A 20,449-nucleotide genomic window follows, 5' to 3' on the forward strand; every position below is an offset into this window, starting at 1 on the left:
GTATTAATTTAGCCATAAGGAAAAATGATTATACGATTTATTGATTGCCTTTATGTTCAAAATATTTTGTAATAAGTGAAATCGCAGTATCTATTGCGCCTTCATGAGGCTGCAGCTTTGCATGATGAAGCCCATATTCAGACTGAACGCCAAGCCAAAACATAAATCCAGGAATATCTTTTAGCATATAGCCAAAATCTTCTCCTGTCATTGCTTCTTTGCATTCAATCACATCCACATCCGTTTGCGCTTTGGCAAATTCCATAAACTCTCGCGTGACTTCATGGTGATTATATACTTGATGATACATACAACCATAATCAATGGCTGTTTCACACTGATACCCTACTTCTACTCCTTTAACAATCGCTTCAATTCGTTCTTTAACACGCATCATTGATTCAGGAGATAGCGTGCGAATGGTTCCTTCTATGCGAGCTCGCTCCGCAATAATATTTTGAACCGTCCCGCCTTGAATTTTTCCTACTGTAATTACAGCGCTGTCTAGCGGATCAACGTTGCGAGCAACAATAGTTTGAAGCTGTGAAACGAGCTGACATGCCGCAACTACCATATCATTTGTTGTGTGTGGATAAGCAGCATGGCCGCCTTTTCCTTTTAAATCAATAAATAGCTCAGACGTGTTAGCAAATAGTAACCCTTCCTTCAGCGCAATTGATCCAACCGGATATTCAGGCGCTACGTGAAGGGCGAAGATGAAATCTGGAAGCCATTCTTTCATGATGTCGCTTTGGAGCATTGGCTGTGCTCCTCCTGGACCTTCTTCTGCAGGTTGAAAGATAAACAGTACATTATCTTTAATTTCATGCTGAGCAAAGTAAGTCAGTACGCCTAGCCCAATGGCCATATGCATATCATGTCCGCAGGCATGCATGAGTCCTTCATGCTGTGATTGAAAAGAATAATTCGTTTCTTCCGTGATAGGAAGCCCGTCAATATCTGCTCGGTAGCCTATTGTTTTAGTTGGATTTGTACCATGTACTTTAACAAAGAGTCCTGTTTTCCACGTCTTTACTTCTAAGCGCTCTTGCGGAAGAGTGTTAATATAATCAAGCAAAAAACGCTGTGTTTTCACCTCTTGAAACCCTAATTCAGGAATTTTATGTAGCTCTCTTCTTATTTTCACAAATTCATTTTCAGCCATGTGTATGTCCTCCTCACGAAATAAAGAAGAAAGCGTGGTTGCCCACGCTTCCAACTTGTCCATATGATACGTTCAAGGATTCAGTATCCCAATCGCTAAAACCTATTAATTCAACAAAGAAAAAGCGCAAACTGATCGTTTTTCTTATTCTTCGTTTAATTGACGCAATTCTTGCTTGATTTCTGTTTTAGACTTTGTTTTTTCGTCAATTTCTTTAATAACGCGAGCCGGCGTACCTGCTACTACTGTGTAAGGAGCTACATCTTCTACCACAATTGCACCTGCAGCAACTACGGCACCTTTACCTACTGTTACACCTTCAAGAACAACAGCATTAGCACCGATTACTACATCATCTTCTACTACAACTGGTTTTGCAGAAGGTGGCTCAATAACACCAGCTAATACAGAACCTGCGCCGATGTGACAGTTTTTACCTACTGTTGCACGACCACCAAGTACTACGTTCATGTCGATCATTGTTCCTTCACCGATCACAGAGCCGATGTTAATAGATGCACCCATCATAATAACAGCGTTGTCGCCGATTTCAACTTGATCGCGAATAATAGCGCCTGGCTCAATACGAGCTTTAATTCCTTTCATATCTAATAAAGGAATCGCAGAGTTACGGCGATCATTTTCAATTACGTAGTCTTCAATTTTTCCTTCGTTTGCTTCAATAGCAGCTTTGATTTCTTTCCATTCACCAAATACTACACCTGTGTTGCCCGTTACGAATGTTTTAGAAGATGAACCAAAGTCAATTCCTTCTACTTCACCTTTTACGTAAACTTTTACCGGTGTTGATTTTGTGCTGTTTTGAATAAATGAGATAATCTCATTAGCATCCATCATTTTCATTATGTATTCCTCCTAAGTAAGCAATGTCTCATTTAATGTAACAAAATGCTTTCACAATGACAAGCATCATTATCGTTTTAATAAAAAGATAACGATTGCAAATAAAAAAAGCGAGCATCTAGACTCGCTTTAAACCGTTTCTCTTACATATTCACGTACAATATCAACAAATGCTCGAACTTGCTTCAGTTTAAACGCTGATTCGTATCCAACTAAAGAAGTGTCTCGCGTAATTGGCTCTCCATTTGCTTTCAGAAGCGGCGTCCGGTGAATATGGCTTCCAGCTTCTTTAATAGCAATCGATGGTAAAATAGCGAAGCCAAGACCATTTAAAGCCATTTGCTTACACGTCTCAATCTGATCCACTACAATCGTACGCTTCGGTGTAGTATGAAACTCTCGATGCCACCATTCTAAAATTTCTTGATAATACGTTGAGTCACTTTTAAATTGAATAAATGGTCGATGAGTATTTACTACTTCCGCTGCCCTTTCAATTTCTGAATCGACTAGGTAAAGAGGATCTGTAAACAAATGTTCTTTGACACCTTTCCAATCCGGATTTCCGCGTATGATTCCAATATGTACCTCATCTTCGTACAGATAGCGAAGCATTTCACTGCTCCAGCCGGTTACAAGAGAGATTTTAGCATGTGGGTAACGATCCATATAGCGTTTTAAAACCGCCGGCAGCCAGTGCTGTCCAATAATCGAAGCCACCGCTAATTTGAGTGTACCATATACTTCATTATCTAAATGATGCAGGTCCTCACGAACCCGATCTTCTTTTTCTACCACTTCTTTTGCAAATTGAACAATCTTTTCTCCAGCAGGCGTTAATGACAGTCCTTTTTGCGAACGAATGAAGATTTGTGTATCCCATGCTTTTTCAATGGTTTGCAGCCTCTGTGATAAAGCTGGTTGCGATACAAATAATCTCTCTGCAGCTTTTCTCATATTTAATTCTTGAGCTAATACAACGAGCATTCGACATTCTATTAATTGCATTCAGTTATTCCTTTCAAGCCTCTTTTTACTTTCATTTTACCTTTATCATATAAGAAAAAAACGGAGAAAGATAGGCTGAAACACGATTTCTTAAAAAAATTATTGAAATGACTCTTTCGGGAGAATGATGGACTGCCTTCTTAATGACTTTAACAAATTTCTTCGTGTTAAAATCCCTTCAAAAATGCCATCTTCATTCTCTACGCACAAAAAAGGATGGTTAATCATGGCATTTATGACTTTTAATACGGATTTTTTCATGGAGACACGAGGAACATTTTGATTCATAACTTCTTCTACTTTCATGGTTTCTAATCGCTCAAATTCAATGCGCTTTAATCCTAAAATCGAATCTAAAATAAGCGTCATGCTCACGAACCCCTGCAGCTGAAACCTTGGATTTAATACGGGAATGGACGTATAGCCAGTCTTTGTTAACACAAGCAAAGCATGTTCTAAATTATTTCCCACTTGAACATGAGCAACTTTATCAGAAGTGACAAGCAAATCTCGAAGTTCAATTTGATTTAACTGATTGTGATCAATATCAATCATTTATACATTCTCCTTCCATTTCTCATAACTTCCACGTGTGTAAAGAGAAAAAGAACAAGCTACAAAATGAAAATAGCTTGCTACGTAAATGCGAACCTTTAAGAGGGAATAGAAGCAGACACACTCGATGTTCTCCCTTATATGTTAAGTCTAGATTTTTTTAAAACAAGTGTCAACGAAAGTTCATAATTATCTGAATTTTTTATTTTGATTTTTTTACAGCATTCGACCCGTTCCTTCTATTTATCAGAAAATCCGCTATCACTTTGTCGATATTTCTCGGGAAAATAGGGCGGAAGCCACCGCAAAAACTCCATACGCAGTAACAAAAAAATACCGCAAAGTATAAAATCCTTTGCGGCATTCGTTTTGCTTTATCCCTTAATGAATAAGTTCAAAAATTTCAATTGCAATCATATCAACGTTATCAAATTGATAAACGGCTGGCTTTTCACCATCTTGATATACTTCAAGTTCGTATGTTTCAGTTTTTGCATGATATTTCACGCTGCAAATTCTTTTTCCCTCTACTTCGAAGAAGCGTTGTGGCGCTTCACTTCCACTTGCTTGCTCACGGAGATTCACAAGACGAGTTAAAATACCTTGTAATTGTGACATATAATCTCTCCTTTCACCTATTACATCATTACGCATTCGACTTTTCTACAATATCAATTCAAATAAATACGTTATCTAAACTAATACTTAAAAGACACCATTTCACTATATGCCACATACTAAAAAAACACAAGTACTTTACGTGATTTTTCATAAGAAAATGCCTTATTATAGCGATATATGTCGTTTTTTATTATAATAACATAGCGATATACTATGTATCATACAAAACTTCATTCTACTTTAACACCATTCATTTTAATATAGGGAGGTGCTTTCATTGAGATCTATAGAGTTGTACACACAACCAGCTTGCCCACCTTGCGAAATTGTTAAACAGTTTTTACAGCATCATCACGTTTCCTATAAAGAATTTGACGTATCTAAAGATGCTTCTGCTCGAAAACGAATGACTACTGAGTTAGAGTCTTATTCCACTCCGACCATTCGTATTGACCAGGAAATTATCAGAGGATTTGACCTTCAAGCGCTTGAGAAGCTTCTTAACATCGGGTAACAGAAACACTCAAAATAAGCTTTCCTCGGCTATTTTGAGTGTTACTTACTATATATAAACTTTTGCACTTTCCATTTCCCTTGTTTTTTTACTAACGTGATCATTTCGTAATGATCTTGGTATTTTACCCGTTCATTATGCACAGCCGGAAAAAATTGATAGACATAAGCTTTGTTTTGGTCGGAATGAAGAGCTACCTTCGTTTGTTCATCAAAAGAAAAGAAAGGGATGTAGTGTGTTAAATATTCAGGTCCCTCTCCGACATACCCTTGAGCTTTTTGTAAGAGAGCCTCATTAAAAAACACAGATGCATACTCATCATCTAAAAACAATTTCAGCTCACGAACAGCGTCTTGATTAGTATGAGCAGACGCAGCTCTTAGCTGAGCCTGATAAGCGTCCTGCAAATTTATAAAGATTTCATGCCTAATCTCTCCTGATACTTCTGCATGAACAGATTTTCCTGAGTACAAGACAATCAGCAAAAAGACAAGTAAGCATATTTTATTCAAATTAAATCAGCTCCTTAACTTCTTTTTTATTAGAATTCCAAAAATTCCCCTGCCTATGCATATCCCTACAACCGACTGTCGTTCTCCTCTAAAAAAACATAAAAAACCGGCAACCACTTTTGCTGGTTGCCGGTTTAACTTCAACTTATTTATTCTCTACAAAACGTCTCTTTCGTATAAAAAAGAATATGAAATATCAAGGAATATATAGTGCATATTATCAATCGGATACGAAAAAGTCCGGATATTCTCACCTGTTTCAATATCATTATACAAATCTGATAATATGCCTTTTTTTTCATAGCTCATTCGAATAATATTCTCAAGGAAATATGGGCGCCAGCTCCAATTTTTCTTTACATATTCAGGTTCAAGAATCCAATCCTCGTTTTTCTTTACATAGTTAGAAGACTTTTGAAATCCGTTTTCATCGCAGATGTAAAGGCGAAAACACACGTTGGATAGTTCTTCTGCAATAACAGGCAGCATATCGTCATACGTTTCTAGCTTTCTGCACTTTGTCATTACCTGCTGCATTTTATCTTGAAAGCGTTCTGTCAGCTGGTAAACAGCAAGCAGCTTTTTCTTTTCGTGAGCGATATACATTTCAAAACGTTCCTTTAGTTTATCCTTTAAGATGTTCGGATCGACAAGTTCAGCAGCCGGCTTATGTAAATAATAACCTTGAAAATACCTGCCTCCGTTTCTCCATGCATATTGCAGCTGATAGGAGGCTTCTATATCTTCGTATAGAAGCGTAGCACCCATTTTTCTTGCTAACAGAGATAAAGAATACAATACGTCTTGATACGACTGCGCCATGTCCGTTTGTCTCAGAATATGTAAATCTACTTTTAAGATATCTGGTGAAAGCAACCCAATCCTGTCTAGATTACTACTTTCTTTTCCTATATTATCAATTGCAATCTTAATACCATATGTTTGATAATACTTTAGTAAGTGTTGAAGTGATTCCAAATCTCCACTAAAATTGTGTTCTGTAATTTCGAGAACAATTCGATCAAGCGATAATCCTTTATTTTCGAAAAGTTGCAATAATTCTAGCAAGGATTCTCCATGATCGTTCATTAATAAATTAGGGTTCTGATTAATAAAAATTAAAAATTGTTCTTCCTGGGTCAACATATGCTCGAGCGCTTGTGTTAAAACAGCATAATCAACTTCTATGCGATATTCATCCGGAATCGCATCATCATGAAAGAATGGGCCGAGACTTTCAATTTCCCCTTCATTTTGAAACCTCGCCAACACTTCATAGCCAATTACTCTATGTCCATCTGCACTAAAAATTGCTTGATAATACGGAAGAGTTTTCTCTATGTTTGTTAATACATCTAACGGGTCCACTCAACTCTCCCCTCTCCTTGTTCACTTTACGTTAGTATAATACGAATAGCATAATTTTGCTAGTCCTTCTCGGATTGCTTTGTACTTTTTAGTGCGTATACAAACTTAAAAAGGATGCTGATTTAGCCACTGTCCCCCGTCCATTGTAATGCATTCCCCATTGATATAAGACGCTTCATCGGAGAATAAGAAACTAGCTAATCCTGCTATTTCCTCAGGAGTTCCAAGGCGTCCTAATGGTACAGAATTTAATGTACGCGCTTTCATTTTTTCTGACTCAAATAATTTATCGGCTCCTCCTGTTCGCTCGATCGGCCCTGGTGCAATCGCATTTACCCGTATACCATATTTCTTCCCCCACTCTACTGCGAGCGTGCGCGTCATGGTTAAAACTCCTGACTTGGCACAAGCTGAATGAATAACACCTGCTCCTGCGTTCCAGGCATATGTAGCCACAATGTTTGTAATGGCCCCTTTTGTGCCTTTATTGATCCAATATTTCCCTACTGCGGAACTGCAATAAAATGTACCATTTAATACGATATTAATTACGCTGTTCCATCCGTTAATGGATAAGTCTTCAGCTGCACATATAAAATTGCCTGCAGCATTATTAACTAAAAAATCAATTTGGCCAAATGCCTTGTCCGTTTCTTGAACCATTCGTTCCACATCTTCTGGATTGCGTACATCCATCACCACTGAAAGTACCTGTCCATCAAACGTTTTAATTTCATTTTCTGTCTCTTGTAATCGATCGGCTGATCTACCTGTGATTACCACATGAGCACCTTGTTCTGCAAATCGCTTTGCCATATGTTTTCCCATTCCACTTGAACCGCCAGTAACAATTACGACCTTGTTCTTCAATGTATCTTCCTCCCCAAAACATAAGTATTTTACAACTATCATTTTACTATTTTTTCTGAATAAAGTGAAATTTTTATCCATTTAACTTAAAAGCAGGCTTCTCGTTGTGATGATAAAAAAAACAATGCTATAATGAAAACTTGAAAACTATAAGGAATAGGTTGATTTTGCATGAAAAAGACGTATACAAGACGATCTTTTTTGAAAGGACTAGCGTCTATTTCGTTAGGGTCTTTGCTCACCACGTCTTTTGGGTATACATATGCCAAATATATTGAGCCTAGACGTCTGCAAATTGTTCGTCATACAATTACTTCTAAAAATATTCCGAAAAGCTTTAACGGAATAAAAATTTTACAATTTAGTGATATTCATCTTGGACTCTCTTATGATTTATTACAACTAGAACAGCTTATGGTGACCATAAATAATTTGAAGCCTACTATTATATTATTTACCGGAGATTTAATGGATGTACCTAATGAATACCCGCATCCAGAAAGAATTCCCCCGATTTTACAGAGGCTTCAGGCTCCTCTTGGAAAATATGCTATATATGGTAACCATGATCACGGAGGATATGGAACAAATATCTATAAACAAGCCATTGAAGACGCAGGATTTAGACTTTTAGTAAATGAAGTTGACACGGTATCCATGCCTGATAAAAGCTACATTCATATTTGTGGACTCGATGATATCATGCTTGGGAATCCACAATATGAAGGAACGCTAGGGCAATTACAGCCGGATATTTTTTCTATTGCTATGATTCATGAACCGGACGTTGCTGTCAAAGCAGCTCCTTTTCCAGTAGATCTTCAGCTCTCCGGCCATAGTCATGGAGGCCAAATTCAAATTCCTTTTTACGGTCCTTTGATTACACCGCCCTTTGGGACGGTTTACCCTGAAGGAATGTACGAAGTTGGAGATTCTAAAATGAAGCTTTATGTGAATAGAGGCTTAGGAACCACTCGCATTCCTTTTCGTTTTTTAGCTACGCCTGAAATTACGCTTTTCACCCTGCAATCAACATAAAAACGCCCTTACGGGGCGTTTTTATGTTGATTGTCTTTTTTTAGCTGATCATGACCGCCTAATTCTAGTCTTAAAGAAATAAACCAGGCTCAAAAACTTCCGTTCAGCCATACACTACAAAGACAACTGACAAGGAGGTTAAATTATGTACTATCAATATCCCTATACAGGATATCGTAATATTCCAAATGGTGACGAGCGCTTTTTTGGATTTCCTTTTGTTGCTGGCTTAGCTGGTGGGCTGCTTGGCGGACTAGCTGTTGGCGGTTTTGGAGGCAGACCTGGGTGCTGTCCACCACCTTATCCTTATCCAGTTCCGTTTTACGGCGGTGGATTTCCTGGAGGAGGCTTCCCTGGTGCCGGCTATGGAGGCGGTGCTCCTGTTTATAACACATACTACGGACCTGGATACGGTCCTGTTGGTCCCATTCCTAGATAATAACATGACTAAAAAGCCGAGCACTCGGCTTTTTAGTCATGTTATTCTTGATTGTCGCAAAGAGCATATTGACAAAAAATCTCTTGACTATTAATAGAGAGCTCATGGTCTTTTTTTATGGCGTAATGATAATTCCCTTCTTGGTCTTGTTCTCGTGCTTTTACATTATCAGCAAGCATAACTTCAAGCCACTTCCACACTTTTTTTTTCAAATATGTATCCAAGATAGGAAATAAAATTTCTACTCGTTTCACCATATTTCTTGTCATCATATCTGCAGATGAAAAGAAAAACTTTTCCTGTTTATTATGATGAAAATAATAGATTCGGCTATGCTCTAAAAATCGTCCGACAATGCTTCTTACTCTTATATTCTCGCTAACGCCTTGAATTTGAGGGCGCAAGCAGCACGCTCCTCTAACAATGAGTTCGATTGTCACACCAGCTATAGAAGCTTCATATAGCTTCATAATTAAAATTTTATCCGTCAATGAGTTCATTTTCCCAATGATTTTTCCATTGCCATACCGTCTATGATAATGGATTTCCTGATCAATGAGATGCAAAAAATCATTTCTTATATCAAATGGTGCAACGGATAAATGATGATATACTGGTTTTTGCGTATAGCCACTTAAGTAATTAAAAAAATTGGCCGCATCTATCCCGATGTTTCGGTTGACAGTAAAAAGACTTATATCCGTATAGATCTTTGCTGTGGCATCGTTGTAATTCCCAGTACCAAGATGAACAAACCGTTTAATATGCTCTCCTTCTCTTCTCACCACGAGCGTAATTTTACCATGCGTTTTTAAATGCGTCATTCCATATATCACGTGACACCCTGCCCGCTCTAGCTCTTTAGCCCATTGCACATTATTCTCTTCATCAAACCTCGCTTTTAGTTCAACTAGTACCGTCACTTGCTTACCTTTTGCAGCCGCTCGTTTTAATGCTTTAATAACGGGAGAATCTCCGCTTACCCTGTATAACGTTTGCTTAATAGCAAGCACATTTTCATCGGCTGCTGCACCGTTAACAAAATCGAGTACCGGCTTAAACGATTCATAAGGATGGTGAAGCAAAATATCTCTTTGAATCATTTGATCGAAAATATTTTGATCCGGGTGTAACTCTGTTGTAAGCTTAGGAATAAAGGCTTTTTCAGCCAACTCTTCATGCGTAGATTTAAGTAATCTATAAAACGAAAATAAACTGGTTAAATCCAGCTGTCCTTCGATCTCATACACATCTTCATCGTCAATTTCAAGTACTGACTCTAAATACGCTAGTACACCCTGATCATATGGACTCTTAATCTCAAGACGAACAGCCGCTCCCCATTTTCGCTTCTGTAACTCTTCTTCAATTTCTTTTAGTAAATCTTGAGCGTCTTCTTCGTGAATAGTCATATCTGCGTTGCGGGTAATTCGAAATTGAGAAACGGAAGAAACGCGATATCCCTTAAACAACTTCTTAATAAAATAGGCAATCACATCCTCTAGCAATACAAATAGACGGGTAGAATCTGATGTGGCTATTTCAATGTAGCGCATTAGCATCGAAGGTACTTGAACGATAGCTAGCCTTCCTTTTATTTCAGCAATTTGCTGCTCATCATTTAAATTTTCTGAAAGGACGACTGCTAAGTTCAAGCTTTTATTCATCAACATAGGAAACGGCCGGTAGGTATCAATAGCCATAGGAGTTAATACGGGAAAGATTTGCTCGTCAAAATACTGTTCAAGCGTATCTAGATTTGATTTCTCCAACTTTTCAACCGCAATGATTTCCACGCCGTATTTCTGTAATTCGGGAAGAAGTGTATGAATATACGTATCATACTGCTGCTTGACTAGATCGTGGTTTTGTTTAGAGATAGAAAATAGCTGCTGTTTAGGAGTTAAGCCTGCTTTGTTTTCAGGTTTGCTAAATCCAGCTTTCACTTGATCTTTTAATCCGGCTACCCGAATCATAAAAAACTCATCTAAATTTGAACTGAAAATTCCTAGAAATTTAAACCGCTCAAGCAAAGGGTTTTTCGTATCTACTGCTTCTTCCAGCACCCGCTTGTTAAAAGCCAGCCAGCTCAATTCACGATTATTGTAATAAGCTGAATCAGCCACTTGTATGGTTTGCCTATAAGTGCGATTACTTTCTAACATTAGCCTCACCTTCCAGGATAATGGATTTAATCTAGTTAGCTATACTGAATATTCTAACCGATTCAGCGTTATTCTAAAGCTTAGCAAATTCAAGAACAATATTTTTTTTCACTACTTTTTCTAGATGCTTTTTCTGTTTTTCAGCCTGATATTGTTCAGGACGAAAGTTTTTTGTACATAATAGTTTAATCGTAACTGTGTTTTCATCGCTTTTCATGTCAATATGTTGAATAACATTTCGCTTTGTTGCATGTAAACCGTCAGCTATTTTTAAAACCGCACCGAGCAGCTGGACTTTTTTTTGTTCTTCTTTTGTTAACCACTTTTTAAAAGGAGCAACATATTGCCTAAAAGAAGACTTTCCTTTATATGAAGAAACAAGTGCCAGCTTTAAACGTTCTCTATGTGAAATTCCATCGATTGTACGATTAGCAAGCACATAAAACGTATGCTGGCTGCTTGATTCGGCATCAATATACTCTCCTATATCATACACTTGCGCAGCTTTTATAAGAAGCGCTAAGTCATCCTCTTTTAAATCAACCGTTCCCTGCTCCTTAAGATGCTGAAACATCATAATAGCTGTGCGGGTAAGCTGTTTGACATAATCTTTATTTACTTCAAACTCTTCCATTATTTCTTGAAAACTTTGCTGTATGACATCGGGGTACATTGGCTGGATATTAGCATCAGACGCTTCCTTAAATAACACCCCTTCTCTTAAGCCTTTGCGGCTTAAGATGAAGCGAGTCGCGTTGACTGTTTCATATAATAATTGAAATACTTCAATCGCTGGCAAAATTGTATCCGCACGATCTTTTGACAAGCGGTCTAGCTTTTGAAGATTGTGATAAGACAATGAGCCTATAGCAGATTTCACATGCAATATATCAGCTAAGTTCATTTCATATTGATGCAGCCCGGCGAGAGGATAGTGGATAAAACCTTGATGCACCTGCACCATACCTCTTGCACTTCCTCCAATTGCTACAATCGGAACTTGGCGATTTAAAATCCACGGAACAGTATGGAAATGCCGGATCACGAAATCGCGGATTTTTACTTTTTCTTCTGCAGTGGGAATATTGCCTTTGACGAACTGCAGACGCAGAGATAAGGCACCGAACGGAAAGCTGTGGTACTGCACTAACTCCCGATTGCGAAAATACGTAACTTCCGTACTTCCCCCGCCAATGTCAATTGTAATGGCTTCTTCGATCGAAGTGGAATGAATAACGGCAACAAAGCCGTAATACGCTTCTTCATCTTCAGACAATAGTTGAATAGAAAAGCCCGTTTCTTTTTTTACAAGCGCTAGAACTTCTTTTGCATTAGCCGCTTGACGGATGGTAGCTGTGGCCACACAGGTAACGTGCGGCAGCTGCTGATGCTTGATAATAACTCCAAATGTTTTAAGCGTATCAAGCAAGGTATATATTCCTTTAGCCGTTAACACTCCTTCTTTACTTAAATAATTTCGAAGCCGTGCAGCTACTTTCACGTTTTCAATTTGCTTAAATCCTCTGCCTTTTTTGTATTCATAAATAACAAGGCGTATCGTATTTGAACCTATATCAATCAGTCCATGTTTATAAGTCAATGTAATTTCAACACCTTTTTCAAAATAACTTTATGCTCACAAAAGTCACTTTTACTTTTTTCAACCGTATACTGTTACAACATAGTCATATATCAAAGGAGCGAAGTTAATGAGATATATAGTAAAGCGCGGTGAAACCTGGCAAAGCGTTTCAGGTGACTACCGGACTCCGGTTGAAGATCTGTGGATGGCTAATCCTTTTGTAAGCCATAGTACGCTGAAGCCTGGGCAAGTAATCATCATTCCAAACCTCCCTGATAAAGAGCTCATTCCTTACACGATCCACGTGTTTATTGCTGAAAAGCAGCTTGAATTACGAAGAAATAATATCATACAAAAAGTCTATCCCATTGCAGCAGGAAAAATGCTGAGCGCAACCCCTACTGGAGACTTTGTTATCGTTAACCGGGAGCCAAACCCCGAGGGGCCTTTTGGCACAATGTGGCTAAGCTTGTCTAAAAAGTCATATGGCATTCACGGAACAAATGATCCAAGTTCTATTGGAAAAGCCGTATCCAAAGGATGCATTCGCATGTATAATGCCCAAGTAAATGAGCTAGCTCAAATTGTGCCAAATGGGACTGGTGTTTATATTCGACCTTCTCGACGAATGGCTCAATAGTTCGGGATTTACTAATCAATGATGGTTTAACTGTGGGAACAGCATTTTTTTTAAAATAAAAAGTATGGCGTGCTGTTCCACTTTACTTGTATAAGGAAGCGTAACAAAACAAACCCTATACATAGGAAATTTCATTAATTACCAAAATACTTCTTCGTGTAATTATTTTCAAATGGGACAAGACACGCTATAATGAACGTATCAGCTTTCACCTTATAGGTTGAACAGCTGATATGATAGAAAGGGAGTGAACGTATGTCTCAAGCAAATGGACAAGGCTCTTTGACCCCGTCTGTATCTGAGATTGCACAAGCTATTTTCACTGTAAATCGTCACGCAAAAGCTGCTCCTGATCCTAAGCAGTTATATACGTTAAAGAAAATTGCATTAGATCAACTAATTTTAGAAGGAAAAGCCAAAAAAGAAGGACTTCACTTTTCGCCAAACCCTGGTAAAAGTCAACAAAAATCAGATGTACTTGTATCAGTTGGAGACTACTTTTTCCATATGCCTCCAAAGAAAGAAGACTTCAAAGAGTTATCACACCTCGGCCATTTAAACCATCAGTATCGAAATCCCAAAACGACTATGTCATTATCTTATGCGAAGCGCTTATTATCTAAATATACGGGTCATCTCGTACAGCCGGCTAAAAGCCCTGTTTCGACTCCAAGAAAACGGCAAGCACCTGTGTTTAAACCGCTGGGTAAAAGTTATTTTTAAAAAAGTGCCTGAAGTGGAGCAATCTGCTTTCAGGCACTTTTTTGTGATCCTACAAAATATAGAGATCGATCAACTCAACAAGCTCTCCGATTTCCGGCTTACTTACTTGTCCTTCCGCTCCTACCATCTTTCCCTTGTGACGTAAATCTTCTGTGATAAGAGAAGAGAAGATAATGACTGGAAGTATAGAAAGCTGAGGATTTTCTTTCACTTTTTTAGTTAAATGATGCCCATCCATTTGCGGCATTTCTATATCTGTAATAAGCAGCTGGACTTGATCACTGATTTCCACACCTTCATCGATCACTGAGCTCAGATAGTTCCACGCTTCCTCACCGTTCTCAAAAAATTCCGTGTTCTCATAACCTGCTTGTGCAAGAGTATCTTCAATCATTCGGCGCAGCAGCGGTGAGTCTTCAGCCACGACAATCTTTTTATTAGAGCGTTCCCTAGCCCCTAGCTTTTTGATTTTCGACTGATTAATACCCGCATCAGGGTTCACGTCAGAAATCAGCTTTTCAAAGTCTAACAGCAGAATCATTTGACCGTTTAATTTTACCACTCCAGTAATCTGCGTTTCCAAACCTTGATACAAATCTGAAGGCTTCTCAATTTCTTTCCAAGAAATACGGTGAATTTGCGTCACTGCATGGGTATGAAAGACAATTTTTTGCTGATTGAACTCTGTAACAATTAACTTATCTTTTTCAGGCGTATTTGAAGGTTCCATTTTTAACGCTTTTGCTATGTCAACAACAGGAAGTACTTCCCCTCTTAGCTCTATAATACCTTCTATGTAAGAATGCGCATTGGGAACAGGTGTAATAGATACGGGATTAATAATCTCTCTAACTTTTACTACATTAATGCCAAACCAAACATTTCCTATCTCAAATTCGACAATTTCCAGTTCGTTTGTACCACTTTCCAACAGTATTCCTTTATCTGGATTCATATACTTACTCCTCTCATCTCACCTGCTTATCTAATAGTCCATATTTCCCATTATAGTGACCGGCTCTTATATCCGTAAAGAAAAATTTTCTTATTTTGTTATCCTTTTTCCCTAAAACATATACATAAAATATTGTTTTATGAATTAACAGAATATTATATACTATATAAAAACATGAGCATCGATCCCTTTTGTCTCATCCTCTGCTCAGTTTTTTAATTGCTCTACTTTACTTCTCTATACTAGCTTATGAACTTGAGTCAAACGACTACTCCTATTCGAACGAGGTGTAATTTATGAACAGAGGCTTACAAAAAGAAGAAACAAAAAAACGCATCCAAAAAGCCGCTATCTCTTTATTCCAACAGCAGGGATATCAAAAAACGACTGTGTCTCAAATTACCCATGAAGCGGGTGTAGCAAAGGGAACATTTTTTAATTACTTCAAAACAAAAGAAGAAGTTCTTCACTACCTTGGAATTAATTTTACAAACCGTATCTCCTACAAATTAGAACAGCTCCTTCAAACAGAAGAACCAACTGCTGCCATTGTTAAACAACTGTTTTTATTACTAGCACAATCAAACGAAGAAGCGAACCCTCACCTAATCCGTTCTTGGTTTCATATTGCTATTACCAACAGTTCCTTTCAACAATCCGAAATTCTTCAAATTGAAAAAATGCGTGCTCATTTTACAAAAGTTTTTCAAACAGGACAAGACCGAGGTGAACTTATAGTCGATATCCCTGCCGAAGAAATGGCTTCTATTGCTATACTTAATTTTTTTGGCACACTTCTTTACTGGTGTACCAACCAACCCGACTCTGCTACCCTTCAAGAAAGAATAGACAAGTCGGTTACTCTTCTATTTAGAGGGTTTCTTATTCATTCCTAAAAGCCTGTTCACAAATTTTTAACAAGAAATCGAAGATAGCTGTGGACTCTACAGCCAAAACGGTTTATACTACACAAAGTGAATGAATAATCTTAAAAGAAGGTGTTCGTAATATGAAAGGCTCCGTCATTCTTTTTAATGACGATAATGAAATGACCATTATTGAAAACGTAGAAGAAGCTGTATATCAAGATATTAAAGAACAAGAAGGCTCTGATCACTGCGTTGTAACATTGGACGATCATGAAGTTGATTTTGGCTACGTTTCCCCCGTTTATTGGCGTGAAGGCCAAATACACACTGACTAATATACAAGACCTGCATATATATGCAGGTCTTTTTATGCGCTTATTATTTTGAATCTAGAATTGAACGTGAAGCGAGGAATCTCTGATTTCCTAACACATACCTCAGCACATTCGCAGCTAAAAACAGGGTTAACAACTATATAGAAAGGGTACATTTCAAGTAATAGAAGCTGCGTTTTATTTTAAAAAAGGAGGTTTATGTTATGAGTTCTTATCGAAAAAATATGAATCACTATCCTCACTCATCTCAGTACACACCTTACCAACACTATTACGCGAAAGAAGCTGATCGTATTTTAACGACTATGAGTACAAACTTTAATAAACAGCATTTGAAATCTCTTATCGACGATGCGTTAGATAACAGAGACGAAGAACAATTTTATGAACTAACAACTGCTTATAATAAGCTATATAACGCCTAACTTAAAACCACTATTTGCAAAATGCGCAAATAGTGGTTTTTTACCTATTTTCATTGTGATAAAATGAGTTGAAAATACGCGGAAGGATTTGAAACCATGGAGCACTTAATCAATAAACGTGTCAAAGAAATTGAACTATCAGGAATACGTACATTTTATAATATGGTCTCACAATACCAAGATGTTTTATCCCTCACAATTGGACAACCTGACTTCTTAACACCACAGCATGTAAAAGAAGCGGCAAAATCTGCAATTGATGGTAACCAAACTTCTTATACCCACAATGCTGGAACAATAGAACTGCGCGAGGCAGCAGCTCAATTTGTCAAAGAAAAATATGACTTGCACTATAACCCAGCGGATGAAGTGATTGTGACCATTGGAGCTAGTCAAGCAATTGACATTGCTCTTCGCACCATTTTAGAAGAAGATTCTGAAGTTATTTTACCTGGACCTGTTTACCCAGGGTACGAACCGCTTATCCGGTTAAACGGCGCTAAACCTGTACATATTGATACAACCGCAACAGGATTTCGACTAACAGCGGATTTAATCCAACAACATCTGACGTCTAAAACAAGATGCGTCATCTTACCTTATCCGTCTAACCCTACAGGCGTGACGTTGTCACAGCAAGAATTAGAAGAAATTGCCGCTCTTTTAAGCGATAAAAATATTTTTGTACTATCTGATGAAATATACAGCGAGCTCGTTTTTGATAAAAAACATCAGTCCATTGCCTCTATTTCCTCTATGAGAGAGAAAACAATTGTTATTAACGGAGTATCAAAGTCTCATTCTATGACAGGCTGGCGAATTGGCCTTTTATTTGCTCCTTCTTATTTAGCCAAACATATTTTAAAAGTTCATCAATACAACGTGAGCTGTGCTTCTTCTGTCTCTCAAGCAGCTGCACTCGAGGCACTGACAGCAGGTAAAAACGATGCGGTGGATATGAAAAAAGAATACGAACAAAGGTTGAATTATGTGTATGACCGATTAGTAAACATGGGATTTGACGTAGAAAAGCCGACGGGTGCTTTTTATATCTTCCCTTCTATTCAGAACTTCCACAGCAATTCATTTGATTTTGCCCTGGAGTTGGTAAAAGAAGCAGGTGTTGCACTAGTACCCGGCAGCGCTTTTTCTTCCCACGGTGAAGGATATGTACGCCTGTCGTATGCGTATTCCATGAACACGCTGCGTGAAGCCTGTGATCGAATTGAAGCTTATCTTACATCTCGTCAATCACGCTAAGCCGATGGTAAGAAGTGTATGCATTTTTTTGTGAGTGACAGCACATAAGAGCGGGTATACTAGAAGCATATAAATTGACTTCAATAGTGTATCATTATAAAATGTGCATCGATTCACTAAAGAAATACATACTTTTAACGGAGGTTTTTATTATGACAAAAGATTTTTTTGATGTGGTAAATGAACGTACATCGATTCGAGAATATGACTCTTCAGCTAAATTAAGCAAAGAAGAATTAACGGAACTTTTAGAAGCAACAGTGAAGTCACCATCAGCTTGGAACTTACAGCACTGGCATTTCGTTGTTATTACAGACCAAGATGCGAAAGAACGTCTACTTCCAATTGCTTACAACCAAAAACAAATTACAGAAGCAGGCGCTGTAGTAGCTGTCTTAGGTGATTTAGAAGCCAATAAAAATGTAGATGACGTGTACAACCCACTAGTCGAAGCAGGTCACATGACAGAAGACGTAAAAAATATTTTGTCAGGACAAATTAACGGCGCTTATAAAAACGGTGCTTTCGCCCGCGATGCAGCGTTTACGAATGCTTCTCTTGCATCTATGACATTCATGCTTGCAGCAAAAGCAAAAGGATTAGACACTTGCTCAATGGGCGGATTTAACGCTCAAAAATTTGTAGAAGAATTTAAAATTGAGGATCGATACATTCCGGTTATGCTTATCTCAGTTGGAAAAGCGGCTAAAGAAGCACACGCTAGCGACCGTTTACCATTGGATCAAGTTACAACTTGGATTTAACAAAAAACCCTGCGGCTGCAGGGTTTTTCTATGTAACTAAATGGATTTCACCATGCCTCCGTCGATTAGAAACGACTGGCCTGTCATATATGAATTCGCTCCCGAGACAAAGAAAGCAACGGCTTTTGCAAACTCTTCAGGCTGACCGTAGCGTTTAAGAGGAATTTGGTTTCTCATCTCTTCTTCAATTTCTGAAACGTCTACTCCCAGTTTTTCAGCACGAGTAGTATCTAGCTCTTTCACTCGGTCTGTTGCAATTCTTCCTGGCGCAACCGTGTTAATTAAGATACCGTCCTCTGCTAGTTCTGAAGCAAGTGTTTTGGTAAGCCCCACGATTCCTGTACGGAAGGTATTTGACAGAATAAGTCCAGCAATTGGCTCTTTAATGGAAGAAGAAGCAATATTGACAATACGTCCTCCGCTCTTTTTCATAACGGGCACTACCTCACGAATGATACGAATATAACTGAGGAGATTTAACTCAAATGCATGCTTCCAATCATCATCTGTTAACGAAAGGAAGTTCCCTGCTTTAGGACCTCCTGTATTATTAATTAAAATATCAATGGTTCCAAACGTATCTACTGTATATTGAATAACATCTTGAATATCTTGAGTTTTCGTGACATCTGCCGTTTTATGTAACACTTGTCCGCTTCCAAGGTATGAAATCTCTTCCGCTACTTGGATTAGTTTCTCTTCTGAACGACTTGCAATCATAACGTTTGCGCCTTCTTCTGCGAGCCTGGCAGCAATCGCTTTGCCAAGCCCTTGGCTCGCCGCAAATACAAGCGCTGTTTTTCCTTTTAATTCAACATCCATTTCTTTCACCTCGTCTAATAGTTCGAATCTTTTTAACTTTATCACGTTCTCGTCAAATTCTTCAATAAATATGAAATAATTTCTTTTTTCCATATGGTATACTTAATTATCTGAAAATTATTACTTAAAGGAGGCAAAAAAGCAGTGTATAAAAAGCAATGCTTTGTCTTTCATCAAAATAAGCCTGTAACATGTACGGTACGATCCTATACATCAAATGACTTCGATGAGTTGATTCGGATTCAAGAAGAAAGCTTTCCCCCTCCTTTCCCTTCTGAATTATTATGGAGCAAAGATCAGTTAAATAACCATGTGTCCCTTTTTCCGGATGGAGCGCTATGCGTGGAGATAGACGGGACAATATGCGGATCTATCACAAGCGCGATTGTTTCAGTGGAAGGAAATGAGGCTCACACATGGGATGAAGTAACAGGAAGCGGATATATTCATACGCACGACCCTTCTGGTAATACGCTTTATGTAGTGGACGTATGCGTCACTCCTTCGCATCGATCGATGGGGCTTGGAAAGCTGCTTTTGCAGTCTTTATATGAAGTTGTGATTCATTACAAGTTAGAAAGGCTGCTTGGCGGGTGCCGCATCCCTGGATACGTATCAGTGTCTTCCTTGTACACGCCCGTTGAATACATGAACCTTGTATCAGCCGGAACTCTCTACGACCCGGTTATGACCTTTTTAATGCGCTGTGGCAGATCGCCTATTGGTCTCGCAGCAAACTATATTGAAGATGAAGATTCACACAACTACGCTGTACTAATGGAATGGAAAAATCCATTTTATACGGCTATTCAAAAAGAGGCTGGGACAAAAATATTTTAGCCCAAGTGAAAAACGAACCATTAATCAACACGTTTGATTAGTGGTTCGTTTTTTTGTGATGGTGAATATAGTTTTATCTGTTTCGTTCCTTTTAGCAGTCCAGCTCATCTATCTT

23 protein-coding genes are annotated in these 20,449 nt (G+C 38.2%); 11 read left to right on the top strand and 12 right to left on the bottom strand.

Annotated elements, in window-relative coordinates; translation table 11 throughout:
• Positions 1 to 37: 37 nt before the first annotated feature.
• From ACFX4G_RS17610 to ACFX4G_RS17630, 5 genes are all read right to left on the bottom strand, one after another.
• A complete protein-coding gene (locus tag ACFX4G_RS17610) occupies positions 38 to 1,165 on the bottom strand; it encodes an N-acetyldiaminopimelate deacetylase (protein ID WP_045292731.1) in 1,128 nt (375 codons plus the stop codon).
• Between the two features lie 144 nt (positions 1,166 to 1,309).
• Complete coding sequence (dapD, locus tag ACFX4G_RS17615) at positions 1,310 to 2,029, bottom strand: 2,3,4,5-tetrahydropyridine-2,6-dicarboxylate N-acetyltransferase (RefSeq protein ID WP_013082280.1); 720 nt, start codon at positions 2,027 to 2,029, stop codon at positions 1,310 to 1,312.
• A gap of 129 nt (positions 2,030 to 2,158) precedes the next feature.
• Positions 2,159 to 3,037, bottom strand: a complete 879-nt coding sequence (locus ACFX4G_RS17620; RefSeq protein ID WP_013056037.1) for a transcriptional regulator CcpC — start codon at positions 3,035 to 3,037, stop codon at positions 2,159 to 2,161.
• A 99-nt stretch (positions 3,038 to 3,136) separates the two neighbouring features.
• Complete coding sequence (gene cbpB, locus ACFX4G_RS17625; protein ID WP_013056036.1) at positions 3,137 to 3,592, bottom strand: cyclic-di-AMP-binding protein CbpB; 456 nt, start codon at positions 3,590 to 3,592, stop codon at positions 3,137 to 3,139.
• A 381-nt stretch (positions 3,593 to 3,973) separates the two neighbouring features.
• Positions 3,974 to 4,210: a YkuJ family protein gene (locus tag ACFX4G_RS17630; RefSeq protein WP_013056035.1), complete on the bottom strand. Its 237-nt coding sequence runs from the start codon at positions 4,208 to 4,210 to the stop codon at positions 3,974 to 3,976.
• A gap of 280 nt (positions 4,211 to 4,490) precedes the next feature.
• Between ACFX4G_RS17630 and ACFX4G_RS17635 the strand changes: the two genes are divergently transcribed.
• Positions 4,491 to 4,727, top strand: coding sequence for a glutaredoxin domain-containing protein (locus tag ACFX4G_RS17635; protein ID WP_013082278.1), 237 nt, complete (start codon positions 4,491 to 4,493; stop codon positions 4,725 to 4,727).
• A 41-nt stretch (positions 4,728 to 4,768) separates the two neighbouring features.
• Here ACFX4G_RS17635 and ACFX4G_RS17640 read toward each other — a convergent pair whose 3' ends face one another.
• The 3 genes from ACFX4G_RS17640 to fadH form a co-directional block, all read right to left on the bottom strand.
• Positions 4,769 to 5,239 carry a DUF3993 domain-containing protein gene (locus ACFX4G_RS17640; protein ID WP_097823996.1) on the bottom strand — a complete coding sequence of 157 codons (471 nt, stop codon included), beginning with the start codon at positions 5,237 to 5,239 and terminating at the stop codon, positions 4,769 to 4,771.
• A gap of 156 nt (positions 5,240 to 5,395) precedes the next feature.
• Positions 5,396 to 6,607 (bottom strand): EAL domain-containing protein, encoded by a 1,212-nt coding sequence (locus tag ACFX4G_RS17645; protein ID WP_013056032.1) that lies wholly within the window; start codon positions 6,605 to 6,607, stop codon positions 5,396 to 5,398.
• A 105-nt stretch (positions 6,608 to 6,712) separates the two neighbouring features.
• The gene (gene fadH, locus ACFX4G_RS17650; protein ID WP_043979573.1) at positions 6,713 to 7,477 is read right to left on the bottom strand and encodes a 2,4-dienoyl-CoA reductase; all 765 of its coding nucleotides are present in this window, start codon (positions 7,475 to 7,477) and stop codon (positions 6,713 to 6,715) included.
• A gap of 171 nt (positions 7,478 to 7,648) precedes the next feature.
• Between fadH and ACFX4G_RS17655 the strand changes: the two genes are divergently transcribed.
• Positions 7,649 to 8,515, top strand: coding sequence for a metallophosphoesterase (locus tag ACFX4G_RS17655; protein ID WP_013082275.1), 867 nt, complete (start codon positions 7,649 to 7,651; stop codon positions 8,513 to 8,515).
• 145 nt (positions 8,516 to 8,660) lie between these two features.
• Entirely contained in the window at positions 8,661 to 8,954 is a 294-nt protein-coding gene (locus ACFX4G_RS17660; RefSeq protein ID WP_043979576.1) for a hypothetical protein, read from the top strand.
• 41 nt (positions 8,955 to 8,995) lie between these two features.
• On the opposite strand, the gene ACFX4G_RS17665 is transcribed toward ACFX4G_RS17660, so the two are convergent.
• Positions 8,996 to 11,119 carry an RNA degradosome polyphosphate kinase gene (locus ACFX4G_RS17665; RefSeq protein WP_377575936.1) on the bottom strand — a complete coding sequence of 708 codons (2,124 nt, stop codon included), beginning with the start codon at positions 11,117 to 11,119 and terminating at the stop codon, positions 8,996 to 8,998.
• A gap of 73 nt (positions 11,120 to 11,192) precedes the next feature.
• Complete coding sequence (locus tag ACFX4G_RS17670; protein WP_097823998.1) at positions 11,193 to 12,719, bottom strand: Ppx/GppA family phosphatase; 1,527 nt, start codon at positions 12,717 to 12,719, stop codon at positions 11,193 to 11,195.
• A gap of 109 nt (positions 12,720 to 12,828) precedes the next feature.
• On the opposite strand from ACFX4G_RS17670, the gene ACFX4G_RS17675 reads away from it, so the two are divergent.
• Positions 12,829 to 13,341 carry a L,D-transpeptidase family protein gene (locus tag ACFX4G_RS17675; protein WP_377575939.1) on the top strand — a complete coding sequence of 171 codons (513 nt, stop codon included), beginning with the start codon at positions 12,829 to 12,831 and terminating at the stop codon, positions 13,339 to 13,341.
• Between the two features lie 255 nt (positions 13,342 to 13,596).
• Complete coding sequence (locus ACFX4G_RS17680) at positions 13,597 to 14,064, top strand: YkyB family protein (protein WP_013056025.1); 468 nt, start codon at positions 13,597 to 13,599, stop codon at positions 14,062 to 14,064.
• 49 nt (positions 14,065 to 14,113) lie between these two features.
• Here ACFX4G_RS17680 and ACFX4G_RS17685 read toward each other — a convergent pair whose 3' ends face one another.
• Positions 14,114 to 15,019: a chemotaxis protein gene (locus ACFX4G_RS17685; protein ID WP_013082270.1), complete on the bottom strand. Its 906-nt coding sequence runs from the start codon at positions 15,017 to 15,019 to the stop codon at positions 14,114 to 14,116.
• Positions 15,020 to 15,315: 296 nt separating this feature from the next.
• Between ACFX4G_RS17685 and ACFX4G_RS17690 the strand changes: the two genes are divergently transcribed.
• From ACFX4G_RS17690 to ACFX4G_RS17710, 5 genes are all read left to right on the top strand, one after another.
• Complete coding sequence (locus ACFX4G_RS17690) at positions 15,316 to 15,915, top strand: TetR/AcrR family transcriptional regulator (RefSeq protein ID WP_043979581.1); 600 nt, start codon at positions 15,316 to 15,318, stop codon at positions 15,913 to 15,915.
• 113 nt (positions 15,916 to 16,028) lie between these two features.
• Complete coding sequence (locus ACFX4G_RS17695) at positions 16,029 to 16,223, top strand: hypothetical protein (protein ID WP_013056022.1); 195 nt, start codon at positions 16,029 to 16,031, stop codon at positions 16,221 to 16,223.
• A 203-nt stretch (positions 16,224 to 16,426) separates the two neighbouring features.
• Positions 16,427 to 16,648, top strand: coding sequence for an IDEAL domain-containing protein (locus ACFX4G_RS17700; RefSeq protein WP_013082268.1), 222 nt, complete (start codon positions 16,427 to 16,429; stop codon positions 16,646 to 16,648).
• Between the two features lie 96 nt (positions 16,649 to 16,744).
• Positions 16,745 to 17,908, top strand: a complete 1,164-nt coding sequence (locus ACFX4G_RS17705) for an aminotransferase A (protein WP_043979583.1) — start codon at positions 16,745 to 16,747, stop codon at positions 17,906 to 17,908.
• 152 nt (positions 17,909 to 18,060) lie between these two features.
• Positions 18,061 to 18,672, top strand: coding sequence for a nitroreductase family protein (locus ACFX4G_RS17710; RefSeq protein ID WP_025749407.1), 612 nt, complete (start codon positions 18,061 to 18,063; stop codon positions 18,670 to 18,672).
• A gap of 36 nt (positions 18,673 to 18,708) precedes the next feature.
• On the opposite strand, the gene ACFX4G_RS17715 is transcribed toward ACFX4G_RS17710, so the two are convergent.
• Entirely contained in the window at positions 18,709 to 19,494 is a 786-nt protein-coding gene (locus ACFX4G_RS17715; RefSeq protein WP_043979586.1) for an SDR family oxidoreductase, read from the bottom strand.
• A gap of 144 nt (positions 19,495 to 19,638) precedes the next feature.
• On the opposite strand from ACFX4G_RS17715, the gene ACFX4G_RS17720 reads away from it, so the two are divergent.
• Entirely contained in the window at positions 19,639 to 20,334 is a 696-nt protein-coding gene (locus ACFX4G_RS17720; RefSeq protein WP_043979589.1) for a GNAT family N-acetyltransferase, read from the top strand.
• The last annotated feature ends 115 nt before the right edge of the window (positions 20,335 to 20,449 follow it).

It is taken from the genome of Priestia sp. YIM B13486, from assembly GCF_042787865.1.
Classification (GTDB): domain Bacteria; phylum Bacillota; class Bacilli; order Bacillales; family Bacillaceae_H; genus Priestia; species Priestia megaterium.